A 24,030-nucleotide genomic window follows, 5' to 3' on the forward strand; every position below is an offset into this window, starting at 1 on the left:
CTGCGAGTGCGTCTGCCGCGGACCAGTTCCTGATCCCCCCGGATATGGATGGAGTGCCACCGGCGGTCAGCCGGCCAAAGCGCCCTCGGGAACAGGGGTGGCGTCCCCGAGCGGTCGTGAAGATTTATCACGGGGTGGGGTGTGATCGACGGAGTTGCGTGTGGCGCACGCCACAAAAAACGGCGGGGAAAAGGGATGCAAGACGACAAAGCGGACGCTCTGATAACTCATTCGTTATCCGGATTTGAGCGTCCGCTGAGCGAACATGTCGCCGGGTGCGGCTGGTGCTACGACAGCAGCGTCGCGACGAGCGACTCCTGCAGCGCCCCCAGCCAGAGGTACGCCATCACCATCGGCTTGCGGGGGTCGGAGTCGGGCAGCCGGTAGAGCTGCTCGCTCTCCTCGTCGTCCGTGACGTCCAGACGGGTGCCGATGGTCAGCCTGAGGTCGTTGAGCGCGCCGAGCCAGGACCGGGACTCGTCCGGGGTCAGCTTGAGGACCGCGCCGCCCTCGCCCGCCGCGTCGGCGGAGAGGGAGTCCAGGGCGCGCACCACGACGAGGGCGTCCTCACGCTTGCGGGCCCGCAGGTCGTTCTCGGTGTAGCGGCGGAAGTCGGAGGCGGCGGCCCGCAGCTCCTCGCTGTCGTCCCCGTACGCGTCGGGGAAGAGGCGCTTGAGCGCCGGGTCGGACGGCGGCTCACTCGGCCCCTCGGCGAAGAGCGCGGCCAGCGGGTCCGCGTCCGGCGCGGGTTCGTCGCCGGGACCGATCAGCTCCATGAGCTGGACGGCGAGGGAGCGGAGGATGGAGATCTCGACGTCGTCGAGGGCGACGGCCGCACCGCCGCCGGGCAGCGTCTCGAAGTGCCCGGCCATCAGAAGCGGTCCTGGGAGAGAGTGGCCCACAGGCCGTAGCCGTGCATCGCCTGCACGTCGCGCTCCATCTCCTCGCGGGTGCCGCTGGACACCACCGCGCGGCCCTTGTTGTGCACGTCAAGCATCAGCTTGTGCGCCTTGTCCTTGGAGTATCCGAAGTACGACTGGAAGACGTACTCCACGTAGCTCATCAGGTTGACCGGATCGTTGTGCACAAGGGTCACCCAGGGCACATCCGGTTCGACGACCGCGGAGACCTCCTCGGCCGATTCCGTACGTTCGATCTCAATAGGCGCGACGCTCACTCACCCCATGTTGTCACCCCTGGGCCCCCGTCGCACAAACGGGGCGCGCCCACGGCGGAACGCGTACGGCGAGAGAAATCGTCACTCTGACGATTTCTGCGCTAGCATCGCTGCCATGAACGCTGCGGACCTTGGGCTGCCGGATGAAGAAGCGCGCGAAGCGCATCCACCGAAGGGCGGTGGCGGGCGACGGGTGGGCGTGCCGTCGACCGCGCTCTTCACCGATCAGTACGAGCTGACCATGCTCCAGGGCGCCCTCAGGGCCGGCACCGCCGACCGGCACTCCGTCTTCGAGGTCTTCACCCGACGGCTGCCCGAGGGCAGGCGCTACGGCGTCCTCGCGGGTGTCGGCCGGGTCCTGGACGCCGTCGAGAACTTCCGTTTCGACCCCGCCGTCCTCGGCTTCCTGCGCGAGCGCGGCATCGTCGACGAGCCGACCCTGGAGTGGCTGGCGCGCTACCGCTTCTCCGGCGACATCTGGGGCTACCCCGAGGGCGAGGTGTACTTCCCCGGCTCGCCCGTGCTGCGCGTCGAGGGCTCCTTCGCGGAGTGCGTGCTCCTGGAGACGGTGATCCTCTCGATCCTCAACCACGACTCGGCCATCGCCGCCGCGGCCTCCCGCATGTCGGCGGCGGCCGGCGGGCGCCGGCTGATCGAGATGGGCGCCCGGCGCACCCACGAGCTGGCGGCCGTCGCCGCCTCCCGCGCCGCGTACGTCGGCGGCTTCGGGGCCACCTCGGACCTCGCGGCCGGCTTCCGGTACGGCATCCCGACCGTCGGCACCTCCGCCCACGCCTTCACCCTCCTCCACGACAGCGAGCGGGACGCCTTCCGCGCGCAGGTCGAGACCCTCGGACGCGGCACGACCCTGCTCGTCGACACCTACGACGTGGCCGAGGCCGTCCGGACCGCCGTGGAGGTCGCCGGGCCCGAGCTCGGGGCCGTCCGGATCGACTCCGGCGACCTGCTGCTCGTCGCGCACCGGGTGCGGGCGCAGCTCGACGAGCTGGGCGCCACGGACACCCGGATCGTCGTCACCTCGGACCTCGACGAGTACGCCATCGCCTCGCTGGCCGCGGCCCCGGTCGACGCGTACGGGGTGGGGACGCAGCTGGTCACCGGGAGCGGCCACCCGACCTGCTCGATGGTCTACAAGCTGGTCGCGCGGGCCGGCTCGGCCGACCCCCGGGCGCCGCTCACCGCGGTGGCCAAGAAGTCGCTGGGCGGCAAGGCCTCGGTCGGCGGGCGCAAGTGGGCGGCGCGCCGTCCCGACGCGGCCGGGATCGCCGAGGCGGAGGTGGTCGGCACCGGGCCGGTGCCGCCGGAGCTCGCCGACCACCAGCTGCTCGTCGAGCTGGTCAAGGGCGGTGACGTGGTGGCCAGGGAGCCTCTCGACGCGGCCAGGGCCCGGCACATCACGGCCCGCGCCGGGCTGCCGATGTCGGCCATCCAGCTCTCTCGGGGTGAGCCGGTCCTGCCGACGGAGTACGTATAAGACGCGTGCCGACGCCCCCTCCCGGTGGGCGGGGCCAGAGCCTAGGCTCGAACCCGCCCCTCCCCGACGCGCTAAGGACACCCGCCATGCACCGCGCATTGATCGTTGTGGACGTTCAGAACGACTTCTGCGAGGGCGGCAGCCTCGCGGTGGCCGGGGGCGCGGACGTCGCCGCCGCGATCACCGACCTGGTCGGCCAGACGGCGGGCACCTCCTACCAGCATGTGGTCGCCACCCGTGACCACCACGTCGATCCGGGCGCGCACTTCGCCGCGCCCGGCCAGGAGCCGGACTACGTCACCTCCTGGCCGGTGCACTGCGTGGCCGGGACGGAGGGGGTCGGCTTCCATCCGAACTTCGCGCCGGCGGTCGCCAGCGGGGCGATCGACGCCGTCTTCGACAAGGGCGCCTACGACGCCGCGTACAGCGGTTTCGAGGGGCGCGACGAGAACGGGCGGACGCTCGCGGAGTGGCTGCGGGAGCACGAGGTCACCGAGGTCGACGTCGTGGGCATCGCGACCGACCACTGTGTGCGGGCGACGGCCCTGGACGCGGCCCGGGAGGGGTTCCGGACCCATGTGCTGCTCGATCTGACGGCGGGCGTCGCGAAGGAGGCGACGGACCGGGCCCTGGAGGAGCTGCGGACGGCGGGCGTGCAACTGACCGGGAAGCCCGCGGTGGCTTAGCGGGGGCCTTGCGCCACGGGTTCCCTGGGGAGGGACCGTACGGGGTGCCAGAGCTCCTGGGCGGCGCCCGGGGTGGATCTCCACAGCAGCCCGTCCGGGTGGTGCAGGACGGCCGTGACCTCGTCGGGCGTGGGCGGCTCGCTGTTGCCCCTGAGGTAGACCGCACGCAGCCCGAGGTTCCGCAGCCGGGTCAGGGCGCGGGCGCGGTTCGCGGCATGGACGAGGAAGCGGACGGTGGCCCCGTCGCGGGCCGGGCTCGGCAGCCCTATGGCGACGACGACACTGCCTCCCGGCAGTTTGCAGAACCCTCCGTTGGGCATGCGGAACCACTCCCCCGTGGATCGACTGTCAATAAGAACTGCTTCGAGAACTGTCAGACGCACCTAAACACGATCGGCCGCCGCCCGCTAGGGGGCGACGGCCGATCATGATTTGACCTGCAGTTTTACCGATTACTTGGTGGACGGGCCCACGCGGACCGTGATCGTCTCGCCGTTCTTCGGCTCCTTGACGACCTGGATCTTCGTGTTGGTGTCAGTTACCTGGACACCGGCACGCGCCGTCTCGGGGTACCAGTAGGTGCCCTTGCGGTCGTCGAAGACCGGGTTGCCCGGCTGCGACGCGACCCACGTCGGGACGTCCTGGTTGTGGAGCAGCAGACCGTCGGTGCGGTAGGTGCCGAAGGTGGAGTCGTACGCCTGGACGCGGTTGCGCATCAGGGTGCCGTTCGACCACTTCAGCGGGGTGGGGTGGGCGTCGACCGGAAGGATGAGGCCGCTGCCCGGGTGGGTCGCGGTGTTGTTGTCCTTCTGGGAGAGGTCCCACTTCCAGACCAGCAGACCGTTCTGGTACGGGTAGTGCTCGACCCAGCCGGCCTTGTCACCCTTGAACCCGAAGTTGTACGGGCCCGTCTTGAGGGTGGAGTCGTACGACACGTACTGGCGGTTCTCCGCGATGTAGTACTGCTCGTACTCCTTCGTGAAGCCCTTGCCGATCCGCGAGAAGCCCTTCGCGGCCCAGCCGTTGTCGCCGTTCTCGACGTTGTCGGAGAACAGGGCGGCACCGTCGGCGGTCAGCGCGAAGGCGTCGGCCGTGAAGCCCTTGCCGCCCGCGCCGCCGTCCGTCTGGTAACGGAGACGGAGGTCGAACTTCTTGCCCGCGTAGGCGTCGAGGCCGTAGACGAGCTTCTTCTGCGCACCCGAGACACCGGTCAGCGCCGGGGCGCCGCTCGCGTCACGCGGGAGGGCCACGCCGTCGGCGGTGCCGTCCAGGGCCGTCCAGCTCGCGCCGCCGTCGGTCGACACCTCGGCGTAGAGGTAGTCGTAGTCGGCCTCGATGTCGTACCAGCCCTGGAGCGCCAGGGAGGCGGACGTCTTGCCCGTCAGGTCGACGGAACGGGTGAGGGTGTTCTTGAGGTCGTCACCCATCCCGCTCCACCACTGCGTCGCACCCTCGGCGGGGGCGACGACCTCGGTGGTGACCGGCTTCTTCGGCAGCTCGACGAGGAGCGCCTGCGGGTTCTTGGTGTTGTACTCCGAGACGCCCAGCTTGTGCGTGGAGTTCCAGGCGCGGGCCTCGTTGGCGACCTTGGTGTAGTTCAGCCAGCCGAGCTGCAGCTTGTCCCAGGCGTTCATGTCGCCGGGCATGTCGCCGATGGCGTCCTTGCCGCGGCCGAGCCAGGAACCGGAGGACATGAGCGTCCAGAAGCCCGTCGAGTTCTCGGCGCCCTTGAGGCCCGAGGTGTCGTACAGGTCCGGGAGGCCGAGGTCGTGGCCGTACTCGTGCGCGAAGACGCCGAGTCCGCCGTTCTCCGGCTGCATCGTGTAGTCGCCGACCCAGATGCCGGAGTCACCGATCTGCGTGCCGCCGGCCTTGTTGCCGGCCGGGCCGGTCTTGCCCGCGTTGGTGCCGTAGGCGTACCAGCGGTGGGCCCACAGGGCGTTGGTGCCCTCGGCGCCGCCGCCGGCCGACTCGTCCTCGCCCGCGTGGACGATCTGGAAGTGGTCGATGTAGCCGTCGGGCTCGTTGAAGTTGCCGTCACCGTCGAAGTCGTAACGGTCCCACTGGTCGTACTGCGCCAGGTCGGCCTTGATCTGGGCGTCGGTGCGGCCCTTGGCCTTCTGGTCCGCGGTCCACGCCGTGACACCGTCACGGACGGCGTCCCAGACGTTGGCGCAGTTGCTGTTGCCGCAGTAGTTCGAGCCGTAACGGGCCTCGTTGTACTCGACCTTGACCCAGTCGGAGACGCCGCCGTCGACCGAGTATCGGCCGGACGAGGTCTTCTCGTAGTAGGTCTTCAGCGACTGCTTGGGCTGTCCCTTGGCGTCCGTGCCGGTGCCGAAGTACAGGTCCTGGAAGTGCTGCTGGTTGTAGTCGGCCTGCCATTCCGTGGAGTTGTCGTTCGCACGGTCGGGCTTGGCTATCCGGTTGTGCAGCGGGCCGGGCGTGCCGCCGAACTTCGGCTTCAGCTCGTCCGTGTCGTCGTCGGCGCGGTTGACGAGGGTGGTGTTGTCCACCTTGTCACCGAACTCGACGAGGATCGTGAAGATCTTGTCGGTCTTCTCACGGCCCAGCTCGACGTACTTCTTGCTGTCGAGCTTGACGACCTGGGAGCCGTTACGGCGCTCCACCTTGGACTCGCCGCTCAGCACCTGCTCCAGGGCAGCCTGTCGCTGCTGCGCCTGCTGCTTGCTGAACGGACCGTCGAGGTCGTGGTCGACCGCCGTCTTGTCGACCTCGGCGCCAGGCGCCGGATCGTGACGCACATCGGCCGCGTTCACGCTGCCGTGATTGTCGGCCCAGGCGGTGGTGAAGGTCGAGGCGGTGGCGGCGGTAGCCGCGAGCGCCACAACCACTGCGGACGCTCTGATCGCCCGTCGTCTGTTGGTCACTTGAAGTTGTCCTCCCCGGCGCCCGCGCCCTGGGACCGAAGGTGGGGTGTCCGTCCGGCGGGGTCGCGCGTCACAAGTGACGACATTCGACCGGAGTGAGACAAGAAAAGACAGATCTTGACTTGCACATACCAACTGCACTATGCGGGAGATGAATTCCGATTATCGGACGGTCGACGGGCACCTGAAGACGAAGATCACGTGGCCCGTGACTCCGTGCGCCCCCCGTGCACCCGCGCTCCGGGTGAGGTGACGCTTACTTAGGTTCCGCCCGGGCATCCACCCGTCATACAGTCGAACCGTTGTCCTGAGAAGGCGGTACGTGTCATGCAGCGTCCGAACGCCGCGCAGCTCGCCTACGGTTCGGCCACCGTCGTCCTCGCGACCGTCGCCCTGCTGTTGCTCTCCCGCACGACGACCACGCTGGGCATCACGGTGATCAGCCTCGCCGGACTGCTGCTCGGACTGCTCGTGGCGGTGACGATGCCGGTGCGGACGACGGCCGTCAAGACCCCCGCGCGCGTCACCCCGCCCACCGCGGACGAACCGGTCCGGGTACCGGCCGCGCGCGTGGGCGCCGGGGCCGATACCCGGACCGGTTCATGATGCTTCGTCCGTGACGCTTCGTCCGTGACGCTTCGTCCGTGACGCTTCGTCCGTGACGCTGTCCGGGGCTCTTCGTCCGGGGTGCTCCGTCCGGGGCTCTTCGTCCGGGGTGCTCCGTCCGGGGCGTGAGCACACGTCCCTCGCTACGGGACGGAGACCACCACCGTCTTCGCCGCCTTGTCGTGCAGACCCTGCTTGTAGGGCTTGTCGACCAGGATCAGGATCAGGATCAGCAGCGGCCACAGGCAGGCGCAGCAGATCAGCGCAGGCAGCCACAGCACGACGGCGCGCAGCAGCGACTGGTTCATCGGGGGCGTCGAGCCGTCGTTGAGCATCGCGACCCGCAGCTTCATCCACTTCTTGCCGAGGGTCTGGCCGTTCTTGGCCGTCATCACCGTGTCGTACGCGACGTACGCGACGATCGTGATCAGCTGGAAGGCCAGCTGGCTCCCGCCGTTGAGGCTGTTGAACGTGGCACCGAAGTCGTTGCCCTTCTCGGTCGCCCGCGAGTAGACGTGGAACGGGATGCCGATGATCGCCAGCGGGATCGCGATGAGCAGCCAGTCGATGAACCGGGCGAGGAAGCGCTTGCCGGACGCGGCGAGCGGCGGCATCCCGGAGAGCGGATCCGACCCGCCGTAACCGGCGCCGTAGCCACCGCCGTACGGGGGCGGGGGCGGCATGCCGCCCCCGTCGTACGGGGAACCGCCGGAGGATCCGTACGGAGAGCCGCCCGTCGGGCCGTACGGATCGCCCGGCGGCGGACCTCCCGGCGGGGGCCCCTCCGGCGGCGGCTCCGGCGGAGGCCCGGACGGCGGAGGCTGGCCGGCGGAGGGCGGCGGGGGCTCCTGCGGCCTCTTGAGGAACGGGTCCTCCTCGGGCGGCTGGCCGGGCGGCGGCTGGTCGGTGCTCATGGGGGCAGTGCATCCCGGGCACGACGGCCCCGCAAGGAATCACCCCCCGTTCGGGGGACGCTCGCCCGCGCGGAGTCACGCGCGGGCGTGTCGCCGCCCCGTCAGCGCGCCACGAAGGTACGGGCGGCCTTGTCGTGCCAGCACTGGCGCCACGGGCGGTCGACGAGGCACCACAGCACGTTGAGGACACCGACGACCAGGAGGTTGAGGACGCCGTAGACCAGCCAGCGGCGCAGCGACGCGCCGAACGCCGGCGGCTGGTGCGCCTCGATGTCCCGCACCTCGATCCCGCACAGCTTCTTGCCCAGGGTCCGGCCCCACCGGGCGGTGGGAAGCACCTCGTACAGGACGCCGAGGAGGACCAGCGCGGCCAGCGCGATGCCGAACTGCACCGAGGTGGTCGAATCCACCAGCCAGACCTGGACGGTGACGCCGGACTGCTTGGCCTCCTCGATCTTGCCGTCGATGTGGTCGAGGGCCGCCGTCACGAAGGGGTACGCGGCGGCGCCGGAGAGCGCGCCCAGGACGACCGTGTCGATCACTCGGGCGAGCAACCGCCTGCCGAGCCCGGCGGGGCGCGCGGAGGACTGCTCGCGGGCCGCCCGCACGAACACGTCGTCGACGGGCGGCTTCCAGGGCGCGACCGGCTGCTGCTGTTCCTGCGGCGGCTGCTGGGCCCAGGAAGGGGTGGCGGGGGCCGCCTGGACGTGCGGCGCGGGGGCCGCCTGGGCCTGCGGTACGGGGGCGGGCGCCGGGGCGGCGGCGGTCGGCACGGGCTCGGGGGCCGGGCGGGGCTGCGGTTCGGGCCGGAGTCGCTGCGGTGCCGGGGCGGGCGTGGGGATCGGCGTGACGGGCATGCCGCCGAGTCGCGCGGCTCCCGCGGCGGTTCGCGGGTCCGCGGGCCGCGCGGGCGCCGCCTCGGCGGGCTCTCCGCCACCGGCGACCGGCCAGTCCGCCGGGGTGCGCGGGTCGGGCGCGGGGCTCACGGGGGTCTGGGGGCTCACGGGGGCCGCGGGGTCCTGGGGTGCGCCCCAGGAGACCTTCTGGTCACGGTCGCCGCCGAACCCGGTCTGCCGTGAGGTGTCGGCCTGCCAGGCGGAGGCGGGCTCGGGGGCCACGGGCTCCGGGGCGAGGGGCTCCTCGTCGAAGAAGACGGGGCCGGTCTCCTCGACGGCGGGTACGGGGGCGGGTGCGGGGGCCGGGGCGGGTGCAGGTGCCGGGCTCTGCGCGGGGACCTCGGCGCGCGCCGGTGCCTCGGTCCACGCCTGGACCGGTGCCTGGACCGGCGCCTGATCCGGTGTCTGTGCCTGGGCCGGTACGTGTGCGGGGGCCTGGACCCGGGTCGGGACCGTGGTGGAGGACTGCGCGGGCGCCACGACCGGCGCGGGCGCCGGGCCCGAGGCCAGGATCGGGCCGGCCGGGGCCGACGAGGCCGGCGGAGGGGACGGAGCGGCACCGTCCGTGGGCGCGGGCCGGCTCGTACCGGGAACCCAGGCGCCCCCGTTCCAGTACCGGATGTATCCGGGAATCGAGGGGTCCGGGTAGTACCCCGCCTGCGGAACCTCTCCGCCGCCTCCGGGTGGAGTAGCCACTGCCCCGACTCCGTTCAGTCACAACGCCCTTGAACCGCGCGGCCGCGTGCCGGGCGTGCCGCGCCCAAGGAGGACAGTAACGAAGAACGTCCCCGAGGGAACAAAGAGCCCGCGAGAAAGGACGCCTTCGGGGAGACACGTACCGGAATCAGTCACTCCCCGTGATGTTCGGGCCGGTACATCAGGCGCTCGTACCGTCCGCGTGACCGATCCGCGCCCGTCCCGCGCCCCGCCCACGCCCGGCTCGTGACCTACCCATGGGACCCCCGGGAAAAAACTTCCCGAAAAAACTTCCCGAAGTCGCGTAATGAGTCGCGGGTACCCCGCTCTCTCCCTGTGAAGGCCCGTCCGGGGCCCGTCCACGCGAGGGAGTACGGCCATGCAGAACACCGACAACACCACCGTCGAACGCGAGCTGGAACTGAAGCTGGTCCTCTCCCCCGAGCGGGCCATCCCGGTCCCCGCCCGGCTCGCCTACCGCACCGACGACCCGTACGCCGTGCACATCACCTTCCACATCGGCACGGAGTACCCGGTCAACTGGACCTTCGCGCGCGAACTGCTCGTCGAGGGCGTGTTCCGGGCCTGCGGGCACGGTGACGTCCGCATCTGGCCGACGAAGGTCGACGGCCGCAGCGTCATCCTGATGGCACTCTCCTCCCCCGACGGCGAAGCCCTGCTGGAAGCCCCGTCGGCGCAGGTGTCCGCCTGGCTGGAGCGGACCCTGCGCGCGGTGCCGCCGGGCACCGAGTCCGAGCGCCTCGGCATCGACGACGGGCTCGCCGAACTCCTGGCGACCACCGTGATCGCCGACGACCTGTGGCTGCGCGACCCGTGGCCGTCGGACGAGTCGCAGGACGGCGAGCTGTGACCCCTCCACGCGTACGCGTGGAGGCGGATTCAGAAGAGCTTTCCGGGGTTGAGCAGCCCCAGCGGGTCGAAGGTCGCCTTGATCCCGCGCTGGAGTTCCAGACCGACCGGCCCGAGCTCCCGTGCCAGCCACTCCTTCTTGAGGACGCCGACGCCGTGTTCGCCGGTGATCGTGCCGCCGAGCGCGAGCCCGAGCGCCATGATCTCGTCGAAGGACTCCCGCGCGCGCCGCGACTCGTCCTCGTCGGTGTGGTCGAAGCAGACCACGGGGTGGGTGTTGCCGTCACCGGCGTGCGCGCAGACGCCGATGGTCAGGCCGTACTTCTCCGCGACCGCCGCCGTGCCGTCCAGCATCTCGGCGAGCCGCGTCCGCGGCACGCACACGTCGTCGATCATCGTCGCGGACTTGATCGTCTCCAGGGCGGTGAGGGAGAGCCGGCGTGCCTGGAGGAGCAGTTCGGACTCCGCCGCGTCGGCGGCCGGGACGACCTCGGTGGCGCCCGCCGCCGTGCACAGCTCCCCGACGGCGGCCAGGTCGGCGGCCGGGTCCGGGGTGTCGAAGGCGCACAGGAGCAGCGCCTCGGTGGTGTCCGGCAGACCCATGCGCGCCAGCTTGTTGACCGCCTGGACGGTGGTGCGGTCCATGAGTTCGAGCAGCGACGGGGTGTGGCCGCGCTCCATGATCGCGCAGACGGCCTCGCAGGCGGCGGCTGCGGAGGGGAACTCGGCGGCGAGCGCGAGCTGCACCGGGGGCTGCGGCCTGAGCGCGAGCACCGCCCCGACGACGACACCGAGGCTGCCCTCGGAACCGACGAAGAGCCGGGTCAGGTCATAGCCGGCGACGCCCTTGGCGGTGCGGCGCCCGGTGCGCAGGAGGCGGCCGTCGGCGAGGACGACGTCGAGGCCGAGGACGTACTCGGCGGTCACCCCGTACTTCACGCAGCACAGGCCCCCCGAGGCGGTGCCGATGTTCCCGCCGATGGTGCACGTCTCCCAGCTGGACGGGTCCGGCGGGTAGTACAGGCCGTGTTCGGCGACGGCCCGTGACAGCACGGCGTTGATCACGCCCGGTTCGACGACGGCGATCCGGTCGACCGGGTTGATCTCCAGGATGCGGTCCATCTTGACCAGGGAGAGCACGATGCAGCCCTCGGAGGCGTTCGCGCCGCCGGACAGGCCGGTACGGGCCCCCTGGGGGACGACGGGGACGCGGAGTTCGGTCGCGGTGCGCATGACGTGCTGGACCTGTTCGACCGTGCGCGGGAGCACGACGACGGCGGGGGTGCCCGCCGCGCAGAAGCTCGCCATGTCGCGGGAGTAGGAGTCCGTCACGTCCGGATCGGTGAGCAGCGCCTCGGCGGGAAGCCCGGCGCGCAGCCGCGTCAGAAGATCGTCCATGCCTCCAGCGTGGCACCCGGGGCCATCGGTGTGAACCCGCCGGAGCAGGCGCATCGTGTGCTCTTCGTACAGGTGCGCACGGGCGCAGAGTGAGCGCCATGAAGACCCAGAACGTGTCGAGGACGGTCCTGGCGGCCGGAGTGGGCGCGGTGCTCGCGGCGACGGCACTGCTGTACGTCCCCGAGCTCGTCGGCCAGGGTCCGCCGCCCCCGCCCGGACCGGCGGAGCGTGCGACGATCGCGGCCCACGCGGGCGCGCAGGCGGCGCTCCCGGACCTGGCCGCGCTGATCACCGACCGTGAGACGTGGCTGCGCGCCCACCCGGACGACGACGCCTCCTGGGCGGCGCTCGGGACGGCGTACACGGAGCGGGGCACCCGCCTGGGGGACGTACGGGACTATCCGCGGGCCGAGCGGGCGCTGCGCCGGTCCCTCGCGGAACGGCCGGCGGCGAGCGGGAACCTGGACGCGCAGCTGGGGCTCGGGGCGCTCGCGGGGGCGCGCGGCGACTGGCGGGCGGCGAAGCAGTGGGGCGAGCGGGTGCGGAAGGCGGATCCGAAGCGCTGGCCGGTCTATCCGGTGCTGATCGACGCGTACAACGGCCTCGGGGAGTACGGGGCGGCCCAGAAGGCCATGGAGGGTCTGGAAGGGCTCCACGCGGGCGCGTTGACGCGTTCCCGGGCCGCGCGGTCCTTCCGGGACCGGGGCTGGCGCGAGGACGCGGACGCGGCGGCGCTGGACGCGGCGGCGCTCGCGGAGACGGACGCGGAGAAGGCGGCGTCGCTGGCCCGGCTCGGGGACCTGGCGTGGGAGCGGGGCGAGCCGGAGGAGGCGCTGGCGCAGTTCGGGGCGGCGCTGCGGCTCGTACCGGACCACGGGCCCTCGCTGGCCGGGCGGGCGCGGGCGCTGGCGGCGCTCGGCCGTCCGGACGAGGCGCTGCGGGACTGGCGGGCGGCGCTGGCCCGGCTGCCGCTGCCGGAGTACGTCCTGGAGGCGGGCGAGCTGCACGAGGCGGTCGGCCTGGACGGGGACGCGCGGGCGCTGTACGAGCGGCTGCGGACGGGCACGTGGGCGCGCGGGGAGGTAGCCCTCGGGCTGCTCGACGCGGACCACGGCGACCCGGCGGCGGCAGTGCGGCGGATGCGGGCGGAGTGGGCGCGCGGGCACCGTTCGGTGGCGGTGGCGGACGCGCTGGGCTGGGCGCTGCACCGGTCGGGTGAGTCCCAGGAGGCGCTGGAGTACGCGAAGCGGGCCACGGACGAGGGGCTGCGGAGTGCGCTGTTCGCGTACCACCGGGGCGAGATCGAACGGACCCTGGAGCTGACCGGCCCGGCCCGCCGCCATCTGGCGCAGGCGCTGCGGATCAATCCGGCCTTCTCGCCGCTGCTTGCGCCGAGGGCGGCGGAGGCGGTGGCGGCGCTCGGCGAGCCCTCGGACGAACTCCCGAAGGAACTGCGGCCGAGGGAGGTCCCGCCGGAGGAGCCGGTGAGGCCGCGGGCGCGGCAGGAGAAGCGGGCGGAGAAGCCCGACACGAAGCCGGCTCCGGAGCCCGCGCCGAAGCCCGCCGCGAAGCCCGCCGGGGTCTAGGGACGGGCGGTACGCGCGTGTGGGCCCGGGGCGACAGCGCCCCGGGCCCACGGCGTACACGTGCCTGAAGGGCGACTAGAGGTTGCCGCGCTTCTCCTGCTCGCGCTCGATCGCCTCGAACAGGGCCTTGAAGTTGCCCTTGCCGAAGCCCATCGAGCCGTGGCGCTCGATCATCTCGAAGAAGACGGTCGGGCGGTCCTGGACCGGCTTGGTGAAGATCTGCAGCAGGTAGCCGTCCTCGTCGCGGTCGACGAGGATCTTCAGCTCGCGCAGGGTCTCGACGGGCACCCGGGTCTCGCCGGCCCACTCGCCGAGGGTGTCGTAGTACGAGTCGGGGGTGTCGAGGAACCGCACGCCCGCCGCCCGCATCGCCCGCACCGAGGCGACGATGTCGTTGGTGGCGAGGGCGATGTGCTGGACGCCGGCGCCGCCGTAGAACTCCAGGTACTCGTCGATCTGCGACTTCTTCTTCGCGATCGCCGGCTCGTTGATCGGGAACTTCACCTTGAGGGTGCCGTCCGCGACGACCTTCGACATCAGGGCCGAGTACTCGGTCGCGATGTCGTCGCCCACGAACTCCTTCATGTTCGTGAAGCCCATGACCTTGTTGTAGAAGCCGACCCACTCGTTCATCTTGCCGAGCTCGACGTTGCCGACGCAGTGGTCGATGGCCTGGAAGGTGCGCTTGGCCGGCGGCTCGACGATCGGGTCGGCGGCGACGTACCCGGGGAGGTACGGGCCGTCGTAGCCGGAGCGCTCGACGAGGGTGTGGCGGGTCTTGCCGTAGGTGGCGATGGCGGCGAGGACGACGGTGCCGTTCTCGTCCTTGACCTCGTGGGGCTCGGTGAGGCCGGTGGCGCCGTGCTCGACGGCGTAGGCGTACGCGGCGCGGGCGTCCGGCACCTCGATCGCCAGGTCGACGACGCCGTCACCGTGCTCGGCGACGTGGTCGGCGAGGAAGCGGCCGTGGTCGGTGGAGACCTTGATGACGGAGGTGAACACGAAACGGGCGGAGCCGTTGGTGAGGACGTAACTGGCGGTCTCGCGGCTGCCGTTCTCCGGTCCGGAGTAGGCGACCAGCTTCATGCCGAAGGCCGTGGAGTAGTAGTGCGCGGCCTGCTTGGCATTGCCGACGGCGAAGACGACCGCGTCCATTCCCTTGACCGGGAAGGGATCGGCCTCACGCGCGGTGGAAGGGGTGTGATCGATGGTCTCAGTCATGGGAGAAGCGTCCCGCCGCTTCGCAAGGTGCGCAATAGTTCGCTGATCTGCTGGTCATTGTGCACAGCAACCGGCGAGTATGGCCGTGCGACTTGTACATCCTGACCATGGAGAGGCCGCTGTGGCGATCGATCATCTGGACGGACGGCTGCTCGGGCTCCTCGCGCGCGAGCCGCGCATCGGGGTCCTGGAGGCCTCCCGGCGCCTCGGCGTGGCCCGGGGCACGGTGCAGGCGCGGCTCGACCGGCTCCAGGCCACCGGGGTGATCCGGGGCTTCGGACCGCAGGTGGACCCGGCGGCGCTCGGCTATCCGGTCACGGCCTTCGCGACCCTGGAGATCAAGCAGGGGCAGGGCGCGGACGTTCGGGAACACCTGGCGACGGTGCCGGAGGTGCTGGAGCTGCACACGACGACGGGCCACGGCGACATGCTCTGCCGGCTGGTCGCCCGCTCCAACGCGGACCTCCAGCGGGTGATCGACAAGGTGGTCGCCTTCGAGGGGATCGTGCGGGCGTCGACGGCGATCGTGATGGAGAACCCGGTGCCGCTGCGGATCATCCCGCTGGTGGAACAGGCGGCGAGCGGGGAGCCGCTGTAGCCCGGCGTCGCTCGGCGCGAAGGCGCGTCACACGGGCAGCACCGCGGGGCGGTGAGCGCAAAGGAGTGAATGCAAAGGATGAGTTGCAAAAAAGGGGTTGCAACTCATCCTTTGCAACTCTACGGTTGAGTCATGTCCGAGCCCGAGGAATTCCTGAGCCGCAGCCTGGACCCGCGCTCCCTGCGCGGGCTCGCCCACCCGCTGCGCATCCAGCTGCTGCGCGCCCTGCGCCGCCACGGACCCGCCACCGCCTCCCAGCTCGCGGACCGGCTCGGCGAGTCCAGCGGCGCCACCAGCTACCACCTGCGCCAGCTCGCCGCCCACGGCTTCGTCGAGGACGACCCGACGCGCGGCAAGGGGCGGGAGCGGTGGTGGAAGGCGGCGCAGCAGGGGACGACCTTCGACGAGTCGCTGTACTCGAACCCGGACCCCGAGGTCCAGGGGGCCGTCGAGGTCTACGTGCACGAGATCGCGTCCATACACGCCCAGGAGATGTCGACCTGGCTCGGCACCCGCCACACCTGGGACGAGGCCTGGTACGGCGCCTCGAACATGAGCGACTTCACGCTCGCCCTGCCTCCCGAGCAACTGCGCGAGCTCAACATGAAGATCCACACGCTGATCAACGAATACCGCGACACCGCCGACGCGGACGCCCCCGGCGTCGAGCGCGTCCGGATGCACCTGCACGCGTTCCCGCAGCACGAGAACTGACGGAAGGAACCACGCGACCATGCATGCCGACATCCACCTCCAGCTGCACCACCTGAGCGCCGCCGAACTGCACCGCACCGCCGACCGGGCCGTCGAGGTCCCGAGCGTGGCCTCGCCGCCCCTCCGCGTCCAGCTCGGCTGGACGCTCGTCGAGCTGGGGCTCCGTATGGTCACGCCCGCCGGTCGACCGGCCACTCTGGCCGCGTGACCGGGGCGGGGGGGGACCGGGGGGACACGACGTGACGACGAAGCGGAACGACCGGGCACCGCTGGCCACCGTACTGGCCGCCAACGCCATCTCCATCAGCGGCAATTCACTCACTCTCATCGCCGTCCCCTGGTTCGCCCTGGAGACCACGGGCAGCCCCGGCAAGGCCGGCCTCGTCGCCTTCTGCGCCGCCCTGCCGGTCATACTCTCCGCGATCGTCGGCGGCCCCGTCATCGACCGGATCGGCCGCCGCCGGGTCTCCATCGCCTCCGACCTCGTCTGCGCCCTCGCGCTCGCCGCCATCCCGCTGCTCAACCACGCGGGCGTGCTCCGGTTCTGGATGCTGTGCGCGCTGATGGCCGTCACCGGCCTCTTCCACGCCCCCGGCGAGACCGCCCGCAACGTCCTCACGCCCGACCTGGCCGAGCGGGCCGGCACCCCGCTCTCCCGCGCCACCAGCTTCTACGACGCCGTCTCGCGCGGTGCCAGAATGACCGGCGCCGCCCTCGCCGGCCTGCTCGTGGCCTTCCTCGGCGCCGACACCGTGCTGTACGTCGACGCCGCGACCTTCGCCGTCTCCGCGCTCCTCGTCCTCATAGGCCTGCGCGGGGTCCCGTCCGCCGAACCGGCGCGCGGAGCACCGCCGTTGTCGCCGGCCGTGTACCGGGCCGACCTGCGCGAGGGCTACTCGTTCATGCTGCGCACCCGGCTGCTCCTCGGCGTCAACCTCATGGTGATGGTCACCAACGGCCTCGCACAGAGCTGGAGTTCGGTCCTGCTGCCGGTGCACGCCCGGGAGGAGCTGGGCGGTTCGGCGGCGCTCGGCCTGCTCGTCGCCGTGTTCGGCGGCTGCGCCCTCGCCGGCGCCCTGCTGTACGCGGCGGTCGGTCATCGCTTCCCCCGCCGTCCGGTCCTGGCGGTCGGCTTCCTCCTCTGCGGCGCCCCCGTGTACGTGACGGCGGCCGTCACCGACACCACCCCGCCGCTGCTGGTGGTGATGGCGCTCGGCGGTCTCGGGGCCGGGGTGCTCAACCCGATCCTCGGCGCCGTCTTCTACGAGATAGTCCCCGAGGGGCTGCGCAGCCGGGTCGGCAGCGCCAGTACGGCCAGCGTGCTGCTCACGACCCCGCTCGGCGGGCTCGCGGCCGGTTACCTGGTGGAGCGGGTGGGGATCACCACCACGCTGCTCAGCCTCGCCGGGGTGTACTTCCTGGCGACGCTCTGCCCGCTGGTCTTCCCCTCCTGGCGGGCGATGGACGCACCGCACGCCGTGCCGACGGACGCCAAGGCCGAAGTGGAGCCCGCGAGCGAGGGCAGCGGGGACGGCGAAGGCGGCGTCAGCAGGACGGAACCTTCGACTCCTGTCCCTGTTCCAGGTTCCGGAGGGACGACACCGCGTCGCTGAGCGCGGTGACGGGGACGAGCCGCAGCCCCTTGGGCAGCTCCGCCCGCGCGTCCGAGCACTCGGCCTTCGGTACGAGGAAGACGGTGGCCCCGTCGCGGGCGGCGGCCTGCGTCTTGAGGGAGACGCCGCCGACGGCGCCGACCGTGCCGTCCGGTTCGATCGTGCCCGTACCGGCGACGGTCCGGCCACCGGTGAGGTCACCGCCGTTCCCGTCGCCGTCGAGCTTGTCGACGATGCCGAGGGAGAAGAGCAGTCCGGCACTGGGCCCGCCGATGTCGGCGAGGTGCAGGGTCACCTTCACCTTCTCGGGGTCCTTCTTGAGGTACCCGAGGGCGGCGAGGGTGGCCGCGTCCTGCGACTCCTGCATCTGCCCGAGGTTGTGCTTCTCGATCTCGGCGTCGGACTTCCCCGAGGGGTAGACGGAGTCGTGCGGCAGGACGGCCCGGTCGGTACGGAACCAGGCGTCGGTCACGTCCGCGAGATCCACCTCGGTGGACGGCCCGGTCGCGAGGATGGTCGTCATCCGCAGCTGCCCCTTGGTGGGGCGGACCGGGGCGCCCGTGATCGTGATGACCTCCCGCCCCTGGTCCTCGCCGAGCACATCGGCGGTGGTGCCGGGCTGCGCGATGGCGTACGGCAGCGGCGCGAGCGCGACGACGGCGAAGAGCGCGGCGACGGGCAGGGCGCACACCGCGAGCGCACGAGGACGGGAGAGGCGGGAGAGACCGGAGAGCACGCCCCCAATCTACTGGGACACGCGCCGGTGCCGGGCCGGGGGCGCGGGGACCGGCAGATGCCGGGCGAAGAAGGACCGCAGCCCGCGCCGTACGCGAGCGACGGCCGCCGCCGGGTCGGCGGGTCCGATCAGCGCGGTCCTGGTCTCCGCGGTGACGAGCCCGGCGGCCGTTAGCTGCGGGACGAGGAAGGCGTAGTCGCCGAAGACCCAGTGGTTGGCGCCGGTCAGCGTGATCCGTGGGGCCGGGATCCCCACCCAGGAGGATGTGAGGCGGGCGGCCTCCTCGAATCCGTCGGTACGGAACATGAGCAGCGGCCGGTCGAGGCCGTCCAGGGCGGCCGGGTCGAGGTCGAGAAAGCCCTCCAGGTTCACGCCCGCGCCGATCCGGTCGTCGGCGGCCAGCGCGTGGACGGCGGCGGTGCCGCCCGCCGAGTGCCCGTAGACACCGGTCCGGCGGAGGTCCATGACCGGGGCGAGGGGCAGGCTCCCGAGCCGGTCGAGGACGAGGCGGAGGTCGGCCACCCTGGTGTCGACCATGGTGCGGAAGGTCGCCGGGTCCGGGTTCCCGCGCAGCACGGTGAGCCGCATCCCGGTGGGCAGCTCCACCTGGCTCGCGTCGCCGGGATGGTCGACGAGGACCACGACGTGGCCGTGGCTCGCCAGGTCCTCGGCGAGGCTCGTGCCCAGGGTGCGGGAGTCGCCGCCGCCGGGGCCGTAGAGGAGTACGGGGCGGCGCCCGGGGAGGGCGGGTGCGTTCAGGTGGCCGTGGGTGAGGGCAGCGCCCCAGTCGACGCCCCCGGCCGGGAGCCCGGGGTGCACCCAGGGCGCGAGATCGGCGAACTCCGCCGCCTCGGCGGGAGTGAGCTGCGGGACGCGCGGGCAGCCGCGGACGGTGCGGGCCGGGTACAGGACGCTGATCTTGACCTCGCGTACGCCGCTCGCCGGCTCCCAGGGGTCGAACCGGGAGGTGTCGGTGAGGGCGTAGGTACGGAGGCCGACGGGGTGGGGCCCGGTCGGCGCGGGCAGCCGGGGGGCGACGGGCCCGGCCGCCGCCGCCCGCGCGGGGGCGGGGCCGAGGAGGACGGCGGCGGCGCCGAGGAGAGCGCCCCTGGCGACGGTACGGCGGCTGGGCGCGCTGCGGTGGACGGCTGCGATGGCGGGCGCGCTGCTGTGGACGGACGCAAGGCCAGATGCTCTGCGCTCGGGCGCGCTGCGGTGGTCGAGTGGGATGCGGTGGGCGGATGCCATGTGGTCGGTCATGGACGGCATCCTGGGGTGGGGCCGGGGGCGTGCGCGAAGGTTCAGGCTCGGCCCGAAAGGCTTGCGGAACGCCGGCGGAGGGGGACGGACGGGGTGCTGCGCATCCACTTCACGGCGGAGGACCTCACCCGGGTGCGGTTCGCGCCCCGGCCATCGCCCCTCCCCGAGCTGCACGCGGCCCTGATGATGCTCGGCGCCCCGCACGAGGGGCTGCTCTTCGGGGGCTGGCGGAGCAGGCTGCTGCGCGCGCTGCCGGGCGCGGCCGAGCCCCTCGCGGAGCTGGTGCCGGGCGGGGCGGCCCCGTACTTCCTCGACGTCCTCGGGGAGACCCGGGAGGAGGGCTTCGCGCTGATCCGCGAGGCACGGCCGGAGTTCGTCCGTTCCGAGCTGGCGCGGGTGTACGCGGGCGGGGGCCGCGTACCTCCGTGGGTCCGCGCCCTGCACGACGGGGAGGCCGGCGCCTGGCGCACGCTCGACCGCGCGCAGCGGGCGGCGTACGAGGCGGTGCTCGCCCCGGTGTGGCCGCTGGTGCAGGACCTGCACCGGGCGGAGTTCACCCGGCACGCGCTGACGGCCGCCGAGCGGGGTCTCGCCGCCGCCCTGAAGGCCGTGGCACCGGGCTCGCGGCTGCGGGACGGGGTGTGGGAGTGTCCGGGCGCGCCTCGCGAGGTCCGGCTCGACGGCCGGGGTCTCGTACTGCTGCCGACCTTCCACTGGCGGGGCGGCCCGCTGGTCCAGGACCTGCCGGGGCGCCCGGCGGTCCTCACCTACCCGGCGGGCGCGGGCCTGCCGCCGGTGCCGGGCACCGCCGCCCCGGCCGAAGCCCTGGCGGCGGTCCTCGGCCGCACGCGTACGGAACTGCTGTACGCGCTGGACGATGGCCGTACGACGACGGACCTGGCCCGCCGACTGGGCGTCAGCAACGCGACGGCCTCGGCCCACGCGGCGGCGCTCCGCGCGGCGGGCCTGATCACGACCACCCGTACGGGGAGATCGGTCCACCACGCACGGACGGCCCTGGGCACGCTGCTGGCGGCGCCGTAGCCGTGGCGACGGCCGCAGCCGCCCCGCGGCCTATCTCAGCGCGTCCGCGACCTCTCGGGCCGCGTCCACCACCCTCGGGCCGACCCGCTCCGGTACCGCGTCCGCGAGCATCACGACACCGACGCTGCCCTCCACACCCGTCACGCCGACCAGTGGTGCGGCCGCGCCGCTGGCGCCGGCCTCCAGTTCGCCGTGGGTGAGGGTGAAGCCCGGTTCGATCAGGCCGCCCTGGCGGGCGGCGAGGATGGCCCGGCCGGCCGCGCCCCGGTCGAGCGGGTGGCGGAACCCGGCCCGGTAGGCGACGTGGTAGTCGGTCCAGGTCGGTTCGACGACCGCGACCGCGAGCGCCTCCGCCCCGTCCACCAGCGTCAGATGGGCCGTCGCCCCGATGTCCTCGGCGAGCGAGCGGAGCGCGGGCAGCGCGGCCTCCCGCACCAGGGGGTGGACCTGGCGGCCGAGCCGCAGCACTCCGAGGCCGACGCGGGCGCGCCCGCCGAGGTCGCGGCGGACGAGGGCGTGCTGTTCGAGAGTGGCGAGCAGACGGTAGACCACGGTCCGGTTGACACCGAGTTTGTTGGACAACTCGGTGACGGTCAGGCCGTGGTCGGTGTCGGCGAGCAGTTTGAGGACTCTGAGTCCCCGGTCGAGCGTCTGGGAGGTCTCCGCGGTCACGACGCCCTCTCCTTCGGAGTGAGTGGCGGCGGGCTCTCACGGGATCGCGTCGCCGGTCCCGTCGGCGACACACGTCAGAGGCCGCCGGCAGGAAGGGGTACACCGGCTGCGCTCCGCGGCGGCGCTGCCACGGGGCGATTGCTTTTGAGCCGGGACAGTAGCGACCCGCTCCGCTCAGCGGAAGACCTCGTCCAGAATCCGGGCGTCGGCGACCGGATAGAGAGGGTTCGGGACTTTCGTCGCTCGCACGCGGGACTTTGGCGGACAAGATCGGCTTTATCGTGCACGTAGCGTGGAAGGCGCCCGGAGGCCGACCGTGGGGGCCGGTCTCCGATGCCGGTCCCGCAGGCCGGTCCCGCACATGCCGGTTCCGCCGCGGTGGGACGAGTGAGGCCCGTACGAACGCCGTCGTACGGGCCTCAGCCCTGTGCTCCACGGGGAGGGGCCTCAGCCGCATCCCCCACTGGGACGGGTCACCGCATCCGGGTGGCCCATTCCTGCACCTTCTTGATCCGCTCGCGGATCTGGCCGGCGGTGGCCTCCGCGCTCGGCGGACCGCCGCAGACCCGGCGCAGCTCGGTGTGGATCACACCGTGCGGCTTGCCGGTCTGGTGGACGTACGCGCCGACCATCGTGTTGAGCTGCTTGCGCAGTTCGAGCAGTTCCTTGTGGGAGACGACAGGGCGCCGCTCGGCGGGAAGTTCGAGCAGGTCCGCCTCGTCGTCCGGCTTCCTGCGGCTGTGCGCGATCTGCCGGGCCTGGCGCTTCTGCAGCAGCAGCTGGACCTGGTCGGGTTCGAGGAGGCCAGGGATGCCGAGGTAGTCCTGCTCCTCCTCGCTGCCGGGGTGGGCCTGCATGCCGAACTCGGCGCTGTTGTAGAGGACGCGGTCGAAGACGGCGTCGGACTCCAGCGCCTCGAAGGGCAGCATGTCCTGCTCGCCGGTGTCCTCGTCCTGCTGTCGCTCGGCCTCCGCGAGCTCCTTCTCGGACTCGGCGTACGGGTCCTCCTCGCCCTGCTTCTTGGGCTTGTCGAGGACGTGGTCGCGCTCGACCTCCATCTCGTTGGCGAAACCGAGGAGGCTGGGAATCGTCGGAAGGAACACGGAGGCGGTCTCGCCGCGCCTGCGCGAACGCACGAAGCGCCCGACGGCCTGCGCGAAGAACAGCGGGGTCGAGATCGTCGTCGCGTACACGCCGACGGAGAGACGGGGTACGTCGACGCCCTCGGACACCATGCGGACGGCGACCATCCAGCGGTCGTTGTTCTCGCTGAACTCGTCGATGCGGTTCGAGGCGCCGGTGTCGTCGGAGAGGACGACGGTGGCCTTGGCGCCGGTGATCTCGCGGATCAGCTTGGCGTAGGAGCGGGCCGAGTCCTGGTCGGAGGCGATGACCAGGCCGCCCGCGTCGGGGATCGACTTCCGGACCTCGGTGAGCCGCTGGTCGGCGGCGCGCAGCACGTTCGGCATCCAGTCGCCCTTGGCGTCCAGCGCGGTGCGCCAGGCCTGCGAGACGGCGTCCTTCGTCATCGGCTCGCCCAGGCGGGCGGCGATCTCGTCGCCGGCCTTGGTGCGCCAGCGCATGTTGCCGCTGTAGGAGAGGAAGATGACGGGCCGGACGACGCCGTCGCCGAGGGCGTTGCCGTAGCCGTACGTGTAGTCCGCCGACGACCGCCGGATGCCGTCGTTCCCCTCCTCGTACGTGACGAAGGGGATCGGGTTGGTGTCGGAGCGGAAGGGGGTGCCGGTGAGGGCGAGCCGCCGGGTGGCGGGCTCGAAGGCCTCCAGGCAGGCCTCGCCCCAGGATTTGGAGTCTCCGGCGTGGTGGATCTCGTCGAGGATGACGAGGGTCTTGCGCTGTTCGCAGCGGTTGCGGTGGAGCATGGGCCGGACTCCGACGCCGGCGTAGGTGATGGCGACCCCGTCGTACTCCTTGCTGAGCGGCCCGGCGCTGTAGTCCGGGTCCAGCTTGATCCCTATGCGCGCGGCGGCGGCGGCCCACTGCTTCTTGAGGTGCTCGGTGGGCGCGACGACGGTGATCTGCTGCACCACGTGGTGGTGCAGCAGCCAGGACGCCAGGGTCAGCGCGAAGGTCGTCTTGCCGGCGCCGGGGGTGGCGACGGCGAGGAAGTCACGGGGCTGCTCCTGGAGGTACCGCTCCATCGCGCCCTGCTGCCAGGCACGCAGCTTGCCGGCGGTACCCCAGGGGGCCCGTCCGGGGAAGGCGGGAGAGAGGTGATGGGAGGAGGTGGTGGTAGTAGTCACGATCTCCGGGTTCGACGCTCGTCCAGATATGACAACCGGGCCACCTTACCGGTGCCGATGCCTCGGGGCGGGCCGGACGAGGCCGTGACCTCGTCCGGTGCGGCACGTCTCACACATCGCGGATCAGCGCGCGAACCTCGGCAGCAGCGCCGCGATCTTGGGCACGTCGAGAGCCCCTTGGCAGACGTCCAGAACGAACGTCTCGGCCTCGTCGACGTCGAATCCCGGGTCCAGCGGATGCCCGTTCACGTGCAGGAAGACCCAGGTCGCGTACCAGGCGATGCGCTTGTTGCCGTCGACGAGGCCGTGGTTCCGGGCCAGCGACTCCATCAGCGCCGCGGCCTTCTCCCAGATGCCCGGATAGGCGTCCTGACCGAACACGCTCGACTGCGGGCGCGCCAGGGCGGAGTCGAGCAGACCGTAGTCGCGCACCTCGCTCGCCCCGAGCCGCTCCGCGAGACCGAGGAGCTGCGGGAGCGTGAGGAAGTACGTCACGCAAGCCTCCGGTTGAGCTCCTCGCTGGCCTTCAGCACGTGCTCGGCCGCCTCTTCGAACAGGCGGGAGTGCTGGTCCAGGGCGCTCATCACCGCGTCGTGCGCGAAGGACTGCATGCTGCGCCCCTCCGCCTCCGCGCGCTCGCGCAGCGCCTTGAGCTCTTCTTCGGTGAACCTCACGTTGAGACCGGCCATGTAC

The 24,030-nt window shown here is 71.9% G+C and carries 24 protein-coding genes; 10 read left to right on the forward strand and 14 right to left on the reverse strand.

From position 1 onward, the window contains the following. Nucleotides 1-287: 287 nt before the first annotated feature. Both ABT154_RS15045 and clpS read right to left on the reverse strand, forming a co-directional pair. Entirely contained in the window at nt 288-872 is a 585-nt protein-coding gene (locus ABT154_RS15045) for a DUF2017 domain-containing protein (RefSeq protein WP_351857156.1), read from the reverse strand. Further along, complete coding sequence (gene clpS / locus ABT154_RS15050) at nt 872-1,177, reverse strand: ATP-dependent Clp protease adapter ClpS (protein ID WP_041129438.1); 306 nt, start codon at nt 1,175-1,177, stop codon at nt 872-874. The genes ABT154_RS15045 and clpS overlap by 1 nt, the downstream gene beginning before the upstream one ends. 115 nt (nt 1,178-1,292) lie before the next feature. Here clpS and ABT154_RS15055 point away from each other — a divergent pair, with 115 nt between their 5' ends. Beyond that, a complete protein-coding gene (locus ABT154_RS15055) occupies nt 1,293-2,672 on the forward strand; it encodes a nicotinate phosphoribosyltransferase (RefSeq protein WP_502969504.1) in 1,380 nt (459 codons plus the stop codon). Between the two features lie 86 nt (nt 2,673-2,758). Further along, a complete protein-coding gene (locus ABT154_RS15060; protein WP_351857158.1) occupies nt 2,759-3,358 on the forward strand; it encodes an isochorismatase family protein in 600 nt (199 codons plus the stop codon). On the opposite strand, the gene ABT154_RS15065 is transcribed toward ABT154_RS15060, so the two are convergent. Together ABT154_RS15065 and ABT154_RS15070 are read right to left on the reverse strand one after the other, a co-directional pair. Continuing rightward, the gene (locus ABT154_RS15065; protein ID WP_351857160.1) at nt 3,355-3,678 is read right to left on the reverse strand and encodes a hypothetical protein; all 324 of its coding nucleotides are present in this window, start codon (nt 3,676-3,678) and stop codon (nt 3,355-3,357) included. The genes ABT154_RS15060 and ABT154_RS15065 overlap by 4 nt on opposite strands. A gap of 132 nt (nt 3,679-3,810) precedes the next feature. Next, nucleotides 3,811-6,249 (reverse strand): immune inhibitor A domain-containing protein, encoded by a 2,439-nt coding sequence (locus ABT154_RS15070; protein WP_351857162.1) that lies wholly within the window; start codon nt 6,247-6,249, stop codon nt 3,811-3,813. Nucleotides 6,250-6,576: 327 nt separating this feature from the next. Here ABT154_RS15070 and ABT154_RS15075 point away from each other — a divergent pair, with 327 nt between their 5' ends. Beyond that, the gene (locus ABT154_RS15075) at nt 6,577-6,855 is read left to right on the forward strand and encodes a hypothetical protein (protein ID WP_351857164.1); all 279 of its coding nucleotides are present in this window, start codon (nt 6,577-6,579) and stop codon (nt 6,853-6,855) included. A 143-nt stretch (nt 6,856-6,998) separates the two neighbouring features. Here the strand turns inward: ABT154_RS15075 and ABT154_RS15080 are convergent, their stop codons facing one another. After that, nucleotides 6,999-7,769: an RDD family protein gene (locus tag ABT154_RS15080; protein WP_351857166.1), complete on the reverse strand. Its 771-nt coding sequence runs from the start codon at nt 7,767-7,769 to the stop codon at nt 6,999-7,001. 101 nt (nt 7,770-7,870) lie between these two features. After that, nucleotides 7,871-9,361: an RDD family protein gene (locus tag ABT154_RS15085; RefSeq protein ID WP_351857168.1), complete on the reverse strand. Its 1,491-nt coding sequence runs from the start codon at nt 9,359-9,361 to the stop codon at nt 7,871-7,873. Nucleotides 9,362-9,740: 379 nt separating this feature from the next. On the opposite strand from ABT154_RS15085, the gene ABT154_RS15090 reads away from it, so the two are divergent. Beyond that, on the forward strand, nt 9,741-10,232 hold the full coding sequence (locus ABT154_RS15090) for an SsgA family sporulation/cell division regulator (RefSeq protein ID WP_351857170.1): 492 nt from the start codon (nt 9,741-9,743) through the stop codon (nt 10,230-10,232). A gap of 29 nt (nt 10,233-10,261) precedes the next feature. Here the strand turns inward: ABT154_RS15090 and ABT154_RS15095 are convergent, their stop codons facing one another. Beyond that, nucleotides 10,262-11,629: an FAD-binding oxidoreductase gene (locus ABT154_RS15095; protein ID WP_317878609.1), complete on the reverse strand. Its 1,368-nt coding sequence runs from the start codon at nt 11,627-11,629 to the stop codon at nt 10,262-10,264. A gap of 98 nt (nt 11,630-11,727) precedes the next feature. Here ABT154_RS15095 and ABT154_RS15100 point away from each other — a divergent pair, with 98 nt between their 5' ends. Further along, nucleotides 11,728-13,215, forward strand: a complete 1,488-nt coding sequence (locus tag ABT154_RS15100) for a tetratricopeptide repeat protein (RefSeq protein WP_351857172.1) — start codon at nt 11,728-11,730, stop codon at nt 13,213-13,215. Between the two features lie 75 nt (nt 13,216-13,290). Here ABT154_RS15100 and hppD read toward each other — a convergent pair whose 3' ends face one another. Beyond that, nucleotides 13,291-14,436 carry a 4-hydroxyphenylpyruvate dioxygenase gene (gene hppD, locus ABT154_RS15105; RefSeq protein WP_317878027.1) on the reverse strand — a complete coding sequence of 382 codons (1,146 nt, stop codon included), beginning with the start codon at nt 14,434-14,436 and terminating at the stop codon, nt 13,291-13,293. A gap of 121 nt (nt 14,437-14,557) precedes the next feature. Here hppD and ABT154_RS15110 point away from each other — a divergent pair, with 121 nt between their 5' ends. From ABT154_RS15110 to ABT154_RS15125, 4 genes are all read left to right on the forward strand, one after another. Further along, nucleotides 14,558-15,034, forward strand: a complete 477-nt coding sequence (locus tag ABT154_RS15110; protein WP_351857174.1) for an Lrp/AsnC family transcriptional regulator — start codon at nt 14,558-14,560, stop codon at nt 15,032-15,034. 132 nt (nt 15,035-15,166) lie between these two features. Then, nucleotides 15,167-15,748 carry an ArsR/SmtB family transcription factor gene (locus ABT154_RS15115; RefSeq protein ID WP_351857176.1) on the forward strand — a complete coding sequence of 194 codons (582 nt, stop codon included), beginning with the start codon at nt 15,167-15,169 and terminating at the stop codon, nt 15,746-15,748. A gap of 19 nt (nt 15,749-15,767) precedes the next feature. Next, nucleotides 15,768-15,956: a hypothetical protein gene (locus tag ABT154_RS15120; RefSeq protein ID WP_351857178.1), complete on the forward strand. Its 189-nt coding sequence runs from the start codon at nt 15,768-15,770 to the stop codon at nt 15,954-15,956. Nucleotides 15,957-15,987: 31 nt separating this feature from the next. Continuing rightward, entirely contained in the window at nt 15,988-17,361 is a 1,374-nt protein-coding gene (locus ABT154_RS15125) for an MFS transporter (RefSeq protein WP_351857180.1), read from the forward strand. On the opposite strand, the gene ABT154_RS15130 is transcribed toward ABT154_RS15125, so the two are convergent. Further along, the gene (locus tag ABT154_RS15130) at nt 17,294-18,097 is read right to left on the reverse strand and encodes a S16 family serine protease (RefSeq protein ID WP_351857182.1); all 804 of its coding nucleotides are present in this window, start codon (nt 18,095-18,097) and stop codon (nt 17,294-17,296) included. The genes ABT154_RS15125 and ABT154_RS15130 overlap by 68 nt on opposite strands. A gap of 9 nt (nt 18,098-18,106) precedes the next feature. Continuing rightward, nucleotides 18,107-19,357, reverse strand: a complete 1,251-nt coding sequence (locus tag ABT154_RS15135) for an alpha/beta hydrolase family protein (RefSeq protein WP_351857184.1) — start codon at nt 19,355-19,357, stop codon at nt 18,107-18,109. A 93-nt stretch (nt 19,358-19,450) separates the two neighbouring features. Here ABT154_RS15135 and ABT154_RS15140 point away from each other — a divergent pair, with 93 nt between their 5' ends. Further along, nucleotides 19,451-20,401, forward strand: coding sequence for a helix-turn-helix domain-containing protein (locus ABT154_RS15140; RefSeq protein WP_351857186.1), 951 nt, complete (start codon nt 19,451-19,453; stop codon nt 20,399-20,401). 30 nt (nt 20,402-20,431) lie between these two features. On the opposite strand, the gene ABT154_RS15145 is transcribed toward ABT154_RS15140, so the two are convergent. The 4 genes from ABT154_RS15145 to ABT154_RS15160 all read right to left on the reverse strand — a co-directional run bounded on the left by ABT154_RS15145 (nt 20,432) and on the right by ABT154_RS15160 (nt 24,026). Beyond that, nucleotides 20,432-21,073, reverse strand: a complete 642-nt coding sequence (locus tag ABT154_RS15145; protein WP_015033894.1) for an IclR family transcriptional regulator — start codon at nt 21,071-21,073, stop codon at nt 20,432-20,434. Between the two features lie 473 nt (nt 21,074-21,546). Beyond that, a complete protein-coding gene (locus ABT154_RS15150; RefSeq protein ID WP_351857188.1) occupies nt 21,547-23,337 on the reverse strand; it encodes a DEAD/DEAH box helicase in 1,791 nt (596 codons plus the stop codon). A gap of 123 nt (nt 23,338-23,460) precedes the next feature. Then, the gene (locus ABT154_RS15155) at nt 23,461-23,832 is read right to left on the reverse strand and encodes a type II toxin-antitoxin system death-on-curing family toxin (protein WP_351857190.1); all 372 of its coding nucleotides are present in this window, start codon (nt 23,830-23,832) and stop codon (nt 23,461-23,463) included. Then, complete coding sequence (locus tag ABT154_RS15160) at nt 23,829-24,026, reverse strand: Arc family DNA-binding protein (protein WP_351857192.1); 198 nt, start codon at nt 24,024-24,026, stop codon at nt 23,829-23,831. The genes ABT154_RS15155 and ABT154_RS15160 overlap by 4 nt, the downstream gene beginning before the upstream one ends. Nucleotides 24,027-24,030: the final 4 nt, after the last annotated feature.

The organism is Streptomyces sp. NPDC001728, from assembly GCF_040297565.1.
In the GTDB taxonomy this organism is placed as follows: Bacteria; Actinomycetota; Actinomycetes; order Streptomycetales; family Streptomycetaceae; genus Streptomyces.

What these genes read in the sequence shown, in the direction of transcription:
- ABT154_RS15045 (WP_351857156.1), bottom strand. Translation starts at nt 872, where the DNA reads ATGGCCGGGCACTTCGAGACGCTGCCCGGCGGCGGTGCGGCCGTCGCC.
- ABT154_RS15055 (WP_502969504.1), top strand. Translation starts at nt 1,293, where the DNA reads ATGAACGCTGCGGACCTTGGGCTGCCGGATGAAGAAGCGCGCGAAGCG.
- ABT154_RS15060 (WP_351857158.1), top strand. Translation starts at nt 2,759, where the DNA reads ATGCACCGCGCATTGATCGTTGTGGACGTTCAGAACGACTTCTGCGAG.
- ABT154_RS15065 (WP_351857160.1), bottom strand. Translation starts at nt 3,678, where the DNA reads ATGCCCAACGGAGGGTTCTGCAAACTGCCGGGAGGCAGTGTCGTCGTC.
- ABT154_RS15075 (WP_351857164.1), top strand. Translation starts at nt 6,577, where the DNA reads ATGCAGCGTCCGAACGCCGCGCAGCTCGCCTACGGTTCGGCCACCGTC.
- ABT154_RS15080 (WP_351857166.1), bottom strand. Translation starts at nt 7,769, where the DNA reads ATGAGCACCGACCAGCCGCCGCCCGGCCAGCCGCCCGAGGAGGACCCG.
- ABT154_RS15090 (WP_351857170.1), top strand. Translation starts at nt 9,741, where the DNA reads ATGCAGAACACCGACAACACCACCGTCGAACGCGAGCTGGAACTGAAG.
- ABT154_RS15095 (WP_317878609.1), bottom strand. Translation starts at nt 11,629, where the DNA reads ATGGACGATCTTCTGACGCGGCTGCGCGCCGGGCTTCCCGCCGAGGCG.
- ABT154_RS15100 (WP_351857172.1), top strand. Translation starts at nt 11,728, where the DNA reads ATGAAGACCCAGAACGTGTCGAGGACGGTCCTGGCGGCCGGAGTGGGC.
- hppD (WP_317878027.1), bottom strand. Translation starts at nt 14,436, where the DNA reads ATGACTGAGACCATCGATCACACCCCTTCCACCGCGCGTGAGGCCGAT.
- ABT154_RS15115 (WP_351857176.1), top strand. Translation starts at nt 15,167, where the DNA reads ATGTCCGAGCCCGAGGAATTCCTGAGCCGCAGCCTGGACCCGCGCTCC.
- ABT154_RS15120 (WP_351857178.1), top strand. Translation starts at nt 15,768, where the DNA reads ATGCATGCCGACATCCACCTCCAGCTGCACCACCTGAGCGCCGCCGAA.
- ABT154_RS15135 (WP_351857184.1), bottom strand. Translation starts at nt 19,357, where the DNA reads ATGACCGACCACATGGCATCCGCCCACCGCATCCCACTCGACCACCGC.
- ABT154_RS15160 (WP_351857192.1), bottom strand. Translation starts at nt 24,026, where the DNA reads ATGGCCGGTCTCAACGTGAGGTTCACCGAAGAAGAGCTCAAGGCGCTG.